Genomic DNA, 7,934 nt, shown 5'->3' on the forward strand with positions numbered 1-7,934 from the left:
TATCTGGTACAGTTCCTCTGGTATATCGGCTTTATGGTGATCGAATACCGCTTCATGCTTGATTGGGAGAGAGGAGGGGGAGTCGCGTCCATCGTGACTTCCGCCGTGATCACCGGTACGCTGCTTTACGGCGCGTTCAAGTCCGCCCGTGATTCCGTCACGCCCCGCACAGCCGCTCGGATCGCGACGATCATCATCGGCGTGGATATCCTCAACCAACTGGTGCTCCAATACTTCAATTGGCGCAACCGCCAATTTGATATCAACAGTATCACCGGGCTTTCGATCTATCTGTTCTTCGATATCGCGTTTATCGTGCTGGTGCTGGTGTTCTTCCTGTCTGAGAAGCCCCGCAGCCCGATCCCGATCTATATCGTAGCGGGGATCGATATTTTCATGGTCATCGCCTCCTATACGACAAATCTGCTCGGCGCCGTCGGTACCGCCCAGATCACAAAGTTCATGATGACCTCCTCCCTCAGGATATTCGCGGTCCTGCTGATCCCCACCCTTTTCATCTATATGACCGCTGTTTTGTATCGCAAAAGACGATTGGCAAAGACCTGATTTTCGAACACCCTCATCCGAGAAATCATCGAAAAACCTGTTATTATTCCCCTGAGAAATAATGACTATCGACCCCAAGATTTTGTGATTTTCGGTTATTTTTCTCCAAAATATATTAAAAAACGCTTTAATTTCTAAGGGGAATTAACGGTTACAAAGTGATACGTTTTTTATTCAAAAAGGAATTAACGATTAACAAACTGATATGAAAATGCGTAACCTGTAACTGGTATTTTCTCATCTTCTCTGCTACAATATAATTGTAAGAAATGAAACAACTGTTCGAATAAATCAAGGAGATGATGACATGAAAATCAACGTTAGAGGAGAACAAGTTTCCGAGAAAATCATCAGAATGTATGTCAGCGAGCTGGTCAAGGCTCACCCCGACAAGAACATCGAGTCGGTCGACATCATCGTGGAGGGCGACAGCCTCAAGGTGAGGATGATGCATAACCTCGAGCGCTCCGCATGAAGGGCGAGCGGTGAAGATCTTCCGCCCGACCCCGATACAGCAGAATAATCGATATACCGCCGTTTCAGCCAGTTGAAGCGGCGGTTTTTGATATATGTCGTTACAGAGTGGCTTCTTGGAAGTTACGGGAGTTCATCGATCGTCATTGTGAGGCTCCGCGGGAGCCGTGGCAATCTCAACCGAATATCATAATCACTCCCCGCTTGGGCGCATATCCGCTTCGACCCTCGCATACAATACCATATCATATTGTATGAATCGGAGAGATACGGATGTTAACAGCATTACAGATCGAGGAGTATGCGGGCGGATCCTTTTGGCATATTTTTCGCCGTAACCGCGTGCGCGTCGGACACCGCTACTGTGACAGCGCAGCGGTAAAAAGCGTTGTCTATGAACATTACCGAGGCAAGCTCAACTGGACCACCATCGACCGCTTTGTCAAGGGTCAACGAGACAGGCTCCTGTGTCCCGAGAGCGTCGAGCTGCCTGCTTCTCTCGGCTATCGCCGCTTTGAGTCGAGCGAGCTGAATCGCAGAATGTGCGGCAACGCCGCCTTATATCTCCTACGTATGGCGGAACGCCGCGATATCAAGACCGTGCTGGTGGATAGGGAAGGGGAGTGCCTTGACCTCTGCGAACGTCTTACTGAATATACCGAGCCGGTTTATGTTGTGACCGAGTCGCCTGAGCTGTACGCTGCCGAGGCGGAGTACCTGCTCAGCGAGAAGGGCGCGATCCTCCGTGTCAGCCGCAGCGCGGGCTGTCTGCGCGATGCCGATGTGATCATCAGCCCGCGATGTATTTCGGATGACCTGTGCTGTCAGCCGACGGCGGTACTCCTCTCCGGTGAGAAGCCCGCTTATCCTCAGCTGTCGCCCGTCATCTATGACTATACCTTTGAATTGCCGCAGAAGTACCGCGACGTCATGCCGCCGTATCTTGACGAGATGTACTTCGCCTCGGCGCTGTACGCGCTCGCCCATGCGCGGGGACTCAGCGCGGAGCTTTTCACCCGCTGCGGCGACGGTACCGTGATACATACCCGCCAAAGCCTCGTTGAAATGCTGAAAAAGCGTCTCTCTGTTGCAGGTGATTTTAGCTGATGATCCCGCTTTTTTCTTACCGCAGAAACCTGTTCATCCCGCAGATTCATTCTTGACATCGGTAGGGACTTGGCATATAATATAATCTGTATGCGAATATCCAATAAACTGAAAGGATGAACAACTATGGCTAAACCCGTAATGCTGACCGCCGAAGGCTTAAAACAGCTTGAAGAAGAGCTCGATCTCTTAAAAGGCGAAAAGCGTAAAGAAATAGCAGAGAAAATCAAGGTTGCCCGTTCCTACGGTGACCTTTCCGAGAACAGCGAGTACGATGATGCGAAGAACGAGCAGGCGATGCTCGAGGCGCGTATCGTCACCATCGAGGCGACCCTCAAGAACGCCGTTGTCATCGACGAGGAGGGTATCTCCAACGAGCATATCCATGTCGGCTCCAACGTCAGGCTTCTGAACCTGCGTACCGACAGCGAGGTGACCTACAAGATCGTAGGCTCCAACGAGGCGAACCCCTCCGAGGGCAAGATTTCGGACGAGTCCCCCGTCGGTCTGGCGCTGCTCGGACATGCTGCCGGCGACGCTGTCGAGGTCGAGGTACCCGCAGGCGTGATCGGCTTCAAGGTGCTCGAGATCTTCAAGTAATTCAGGCTTCCTTTGGTAAAGGGAGCTGTCACCGTAAGGTGACTGAGGGATTGTATCATTGAGCGAGAGCGCCTCGCGATAACTGAATTCTGAAATACTGAGGTTAGGATATATGGAAAATCTGAATGAAATTTTAAGACTCAGACGAGAGAAGCTCGCCCTCCTGCAGGAATCGGGCAAGGATCCCTTCGTCATTACCAAGTTTGACCAGAGCCACCACAGCACGGACATCAAGTCGAACTACGACGAGCTGGAGGGCAAGACCGTCAGCATCGCGGGCAGAATGATGTTCAAGCGCGTGATGGGTAAGGCGTCCTTCTGTAACGTCCGTGACTTAAAGGGTGATATCCAGGTCTATGTCGCACGCGATTCGATCGGCGTCGAGGAGTATATGGGCTTCAAGAAGCTCGACGTCGGCGATATCATCGGTGTGACCGGCGAGGTCTTCAAGACCAAGACCGGTGAGATCTCGGTGCATGCCGCGACCGTGACCCTGCTCTCTAAGTCTCTGCAGACTCTCCCCGAGAAGTACCACGGCTTGACCGATACCGACACCCGTTACCGTCAGCGCTACACCGATCTGATTATGAACGCCGAGGTCAAGGATACCTTCATCAAGCGTTCCAGGATCATCTCCACCATCCGCCGTTTCCTTGACGAGCAGGGCTTCATGGAGGTCGAGACCCCCATGCTGGTGCAGAACGCCGGCGGAGCTGCCGCAAGACCCTTCGAGACCCACTTCAACGCGCTCGACGAGGACTTGAAGCTCCGTATCTCTCTCGAGCTGTACCTGAAGCGCCTGATCGTAGGCGGCCTTGAGCGCGTGTATGAGATCGGCAGAGTCTTCCGCAACGAGGGTCTTGACACCCGCCACAACCCCGAGTTCACCCTGATGGAGCTGTACCAGGCGTACACTGACTATCACGGCATGATGGATCTGACCGAGGCGATGTACCGCCGCGTGGCGCAGGAGGTCAACGGCTCTATGCAGGTCACCTACGGCGAGCATGTGATCGACTTCGAGAAGCCTTTCGAGCGCATCACCATGGTCGACGCGGTAAAGAAGTACGCGAACGTCGACTGGAACGAGGTCAAGGACACTGCCCAGGCGCGCGCGATTGCGGACAAGCTCCATGTAGAGTATGAGGATCGTCACCAAAAGGGCGATATCCTCAGCTTGATCTTTGAGGAATATGTCGAGGAGCACCTGATCCAACCAACCTTCGTCATGGATCACCCGATCGAGATCTCTCCGCTGACGAAGAAGAAGCCCGACGACCCCGAGTATGTCGAGCGCTTCGAGATGTTCATCAACGGCTGGGAGATGGCGAACGCCTACAGCGAGCTGAACGACCCGATCGACCAGCGCGAGCGCTTCAAAGCGCAGGAGGCGATGCTCGCCGCCGGCGACGAAGAGGCGAACACCACCGACGAGGACTTCCTCAACGCCCTCGAGATCGGTATGCCCCCCACAGGAGGCATCGGTTACGGCATCGACCGCCTGGTCATGATCATGACCAACTCCCCCGCCATCCGCGACGTCCTCCTCTTCCCCACAATGAAGTCCCTCGATAAGTAACACCCTCAAAAATGGCTTATCTATGCGGTTTTTGAACTTCACGAAGTACCGAATTTACACCATTTACACCAAACTTACACCAAACGATGCGGAAAGTTGTGCAGAGCGTAATCAATCGCATAATTGAATAATTAACTGCCACCGGGTAGCGAATGCAAAGCATTCGATTATACAGGAGATGATACGTTTGATTTGCGTACAAAACTATACCAAGAAGTACGGCGATAAAACCGTTGTGAACGATATCTCGTTCACCGCAAAAGACGGCGCTATCACCGGATTTATCGGTCACAACGGAGCCGGTAAATCAACAACGATCAAAGCGATCACGGGCGTTATTCGCCCGACAAGCGGTTCCATTACGATCAATGGGATCGACATCCAGAAGGACGGAAAAAAGGCGAAAAGTCAGTTCGGCTATGTTTCCGACAGCCCCGATCACTTTTTGCGACTAAGCGGAGTTGAATATCTGAATTTTATGGCGGATATTTATGATACGCCCTTAGACGAAAGATCCGCGTTCATTGAGAATTACGCCAAGCGCTTTGGCATTTACGACTCACTGAACAGCACGATACTCTCGTATTCTCACGGAATGCGTCAAAAAATAATGATCATGGGCGCGCTGATCCACAACCCGTCCGTATGGATTTTAGACGAGCCCCTGACCGGCCTCGATCCGCAGTCGGCATTTGAGCTAAAACAGATGATGCGCGAGCACGTAAAAAAAGGGAACTCGGTGTTCTTTTCAACACACGTGCTCGAGGTTGCCGAAAAGCTGTGCGACGAGATCTGCATCATCAAAAAAGGGGAGCTTTTGTACTGCGGAACACTTGATGAACTGAGGGCTACGCACAAATCAAATGCTTCACTGGAAAACATTTTTCTTGAATTAACAGAAACAAAAGAATAATTGGAGGTAGTAAAAATGGTTATGTCTATTGTGTTTGGTGTATTAGGAGTCGGTTTGATTATTTTCGGCATAAAAATTCTTCTTACCGGCACACTTACAAAAAGCGAGGAGGCGAAAATCGCCTCGTATTCAAAGAAAGGCGCACGCACTTATAAGCTGATCAATGTTGTTATGTATATCGTTGTCGGTCTCTTTTTGATCGGAGAATGTATTGTCGATTTTCTCGAATTCCAAAAAATCCTAAACGATAGTTTTTTGATCAAAATGATTATGTTTGGCGTCATTTTACTAATGGTGATCATATACTTTATTGTCGCGTCAAAATGCAAGAAGATGACTGACAATGAGTGATCAAAAAGTAACCGGCGAGTTTTCCAAGGTTAGAAAGCTCATTTCCGTTTTGGAAAAATGCAACGGAAACTCAAAGATCGGCGGCAGCGAAGCGCTGATCTCACCGAGAGCGGCAAAGATCCTTGCCGCTCTCGGATTGGTATTCCTGACCGCGGCTTTGGCTGCTGCGGCTTTCTTTGCGGAACCCTTCATCTCACCGTACATCTCCCTGAGTGACTTCACAAAATTTTTGATGCTTATACTGCTTTTGTTCAGCCTTGTGCTATCGGTCAAAAACATCGTCACTGTGCTGTACACGGCGGACGATCTTCCCGTTTTGCTGCCTATGCCTTTTTCGGCAAGTCAGATCGTGGTAGCCAAGCTGACGGTAACCTTGAAGTTCCCGGTAGTTCTAAGCTTGATTCTGATCAACTCAAGCTTTTTCGGCTTCGGCTTACGGGCAGGAATGGGCGCAGCGTTTTACATCGGCACGGTGCTTTCAAGCTTCCTTATTCCCGTGACCGGTCTTGCGGTCGCCGCGTTGATGACGGTCGTGATATTCAAGTGCTGCGGCTTTATCCGGAATCGCGATATCATGGTAGCGATCGGCGGTATCCTGACGATCGTGCTGACAGTCGGCTATTTGATCGTCAACAGTATTCTCAGCAGCAATGATTCCCCTGACGCTGCTTTGGGCGCCCTTTCGATGGTTGCAGGTTTATCTGACTGCTTCCCGAACGTAGCATTTATGAGCGGCTTTATGTTTGACGGAAGTATCATGGGTCTGTTAATCAGCCTCGGCATTACCGCTGCAGTAATCGCTTTAGCCTTGCTTGCTATCAAGCTGTTCTATTTGTCCACAGCGCTTTCCATGCAAAATACCGGCACCGCAAAAAAGCCCGTCGAAGAAAGCATGCTTTCCGCTCGAAAGAAGCGCAGCGTACTGAAAGCGCTGACCTCTTACGAGGCGAAAAATGCGCGTAGGAATCCGTCTTATATGATTTACGGTTTTGCCATGACCTTTATCTGGCCGCTGTTTTTGGTTCTGCCGTTCGCTTTTGGCAAAAACGCGATTTTCAACTCCGTAAATGGTTCGTTTTCCACAAGCGCTGTGCCGATCTGCGCTTTGCTTCTCGGTGTTGTTGCGTCCTGCTTTGCCTGCGGCTTAAACAATTTAGCCGGAACCGCCTTTTCGCGTGAGGGCGAAAGCTTTTATATTTTACGCGCCATGCCGCTTGATTTTAAGGATTACTACAAGAGCAAGCTCCGCTTTTCCATGCTGATCTGTTCTCTCGGAAGCGTGTCGTACATTCTGATCCTCGGTATCGTTTGCATGGTGACCGGTATCGTTCCGATCACCGGCAGCTGGGTATTCCTGTACAGCGCGTTCGTCTGTGTCCTTTGCAACTTGATCTTTGTCAACCGTATGCTCGTGAGCAATGCCAAAAGTCCGGTTTTCAGCCGGGACAGTGAAACGGAAATATCACGCAAGCTGGGCGGTATAAACGCCGTTGCCCTTATCGTCGGATTTGTGATGTATATCGCTCTGTTTGTTCTCATTATCATTGCGATGATACCGGAGCTTTCCGCGATATTCCTTAACAGCACAACGGTGACGATTGCCCTTGTCTCAGTCGCGGTTTTTGCGCTCACCATTTTAGCGGTCGCTGTAGCGGTCAACAAAACCTCCGTCAAAAAAGCAGAGAAGAGTTTGATGATAATCGAATAGCTTCCCATAATACCCTCCGTCATTTTCGGCAATTTCAAGACTTCGGTTTACTATGAAAAAGAGGACAGAGAAATCGTTATTTGAGACATTCAAAAACTGAGCGATATGCTTAGTGTGACAGCCCCTTGTCTGTTATTCAGTTCAAATAGGGTACCTCATTTTACCTGCCACTCACACTGACATACGCTTTTTACTCGAATGTGCGAAGCCGGAATCAATATCAAAGTCATTCAAGACACTTTGGGACATCAGGATATTTCAACTCATACGCAAAGCTTATGCTAAACGATGCAGAAAGTTGTGCAGAGTATAATCAATCGCATATTTTGTGATTAATTTGCAAAGGAGCAAAAAATGAATAAAGCCATTAAAACAGTGTTAGGCGGCGTTTTGTTTGTCGTTATCGTGATCGGGCTATGGAATCTGTTTGACTTCATTTGGAAAACGTGGATAAACGGAAGCGGTTACCAATTTTCCTCATCATATCACATTTTATACCCGCTCGGCATTGGCGTTGTAAGTTACGTGATTTTATTTGTGATCAATACCGTGAGAAATAAAAACAAATAAAACTATAATAAACAATCGCATATTTTAATGAATTTGACCTTGATGGATTAGTTTTCATCAAGGTC

9 protein-coding genes and 1 pseudogene are annotated in these 7,934 nt (G+C 49.6%); all 10 read left to right on the plus strand.

From position 1 onward, the window contains the following. Positions 1–567, plus strand: a 567-nt coding sequence (locus JKK62_RS15720; RefSeq protein WP_201428755.1) for a hypothetical protein, incomplete at its 5' end; no start/stop codon positions are given. 307 nt (positions 568–874) lie between these two features. Then, the gene (locus JKK62_RS15725) at positions 875–1,042 is read left to right on the plus strand and encodes a hypothetical protein (RefSeq protein ID WP_201428756.1); all 168 of its coding nucleotides are present in this window, start codon (positions 875–877) and stop codon (positions 1,040–1,042) included. A gap of 272 nt (positions 1,043–1,314) precedes the next feature. After that, entirely contained in the window at positions 1,315–2,148 is an 834-nt protein-coding gene (locus tag JKK62_RS15730; protein ID WP_201428757.1) for a hypothetical protein, read from the plus strand. 126 nt (positions 2,149–2,274) lie between these two features. Then, entirely contained in the window at positions 2,275–2,748 is a 474-nt protein-coding gene (gene greA, locus JKK62_RS15735) for a transcription elongation factor GreA (RefSeq protein WP_201428758.1), read from the plus strand. Positions 2,749–2,860: 112 nt separating this feature from the next. Continuing rightward, positions 2,861–4,327, plus strand: coding sequence for a lysine--tRNA ligase (gene lysS, locus JKK62_RS15740; RefSeq protein ID WP_201428759.1), 1,467 nt, complete (start codon positions 2,861–2,863; stop codon positions 4,325–4,327). A 187-nt stretch (positions 4,328–4,514) separates the two neighbouring features. After that, positions 4,515–5,240, plus strand: coding sequence for an ABC transporter ATP-binding protein (locus tag JKK62_RS15745; RefSeq protein ID WP_301332373.1), 726 nt, complete (start codon positions 4,515–4,517; stop codon positions 5,238–5,240). Between the two features lie 15 nt (positions 5,241–5,255). Beyond that, on the plus strand, positions 5,256–5,591 hold the full coding sequence (locus JKK62_RS15750) for a hypothetical protein (protein ID WP_201428761.1): 336 nt from the start codon (positions 5,256–5,258) through the stop codon (positions 5,589–5,591). Then, a complete protein-coding gene (locus JKK62_RS15755; RefSeq protein WP_201428762.1) occupies positions 5,584–7,299 on the plus strand; it encodes a hypothetical protein in 1,716 nt (571 codons plus the stop codon). The genes JKK62_RS15750 and JKK62_RS15755 overlap by 8 nt, the downstream gene beginning before the upstream one ends. A 192-nt stretch (positions 7,300–7,491) precedes the next feature. After that, positions 7,492–7,584: pseudogene (locus tag JKK62_RS18025) on the plus strand (hypothetical protein); the annotation flags it as partial. 69 nt (positions 7,585–7,653) lie between these two features. Further along, positions 7,654–7,869 (plus strand): hypothetical protein, encoded by a 216-nt coding sequence (locus JKK62_RS15760; RefSeq protein WP_201428763.1) that lies wholly within the window; start codon positions 7,654–7,656, stop codon positions 7,867–7,869. Positions 7,870–7,934 lie beyond the last annotated feature (65 nt).

The organism is Ruminococcus difficilis, assembly GCF_016680995.1.